The following is a 258-nucleotide window of genomic DNA, read 5'->3' as shown; positions in this document are numbered from 1 at the left end:
GCATACTATAATGTTGATCGCCTATCGTTATCGGATGCATCAATGTATTTGTCTGATTGACCTTTTTCATTAAACCATAACAACGTAACAGTAAGGTTTTCAGTTGATTAAAAATCGGTTGTTTTAATTTTGCCGAGCAGCTAATAATTGATAAATCAACTTGCTCATTTGAACGTTTTAGTCCCAAAATAATAAATGAAATCGCTTCAAGCAATGCGGTTTTCCCATTAAAACGATGACTCTGCCACTCACCCCAAC

General features: G+C 35.3%; 1 protein-coding gene. It reads right to left on the bottom strand.

What is annotated here, in order from left to right:
- Positions 1-258, bottom strand: a 258-nt coding sequence (locus AAEY88_RS14350) for a class I adenylate cyclase (RefSeq protein WP_350563472.1), incomplete at both ends; no start/stop codon positions are given.

Source organism: Psychrobacter sp. CAL346-MNA-CIBAN-0220 (assembly GCF_040309805.1).
In the GTDB taxonomy this organism is placed as follows: Bacteria; Pseudomonadota; Gammaproteobacteria; order Pseudomonadales; family Moraxellaceae; genus Psychrobacter.
The sequence above is the reverse complement of the archived record's forward strand: the minus strand, read 5'-3'. Positions and strand labels throughout refer to the sequence as shown.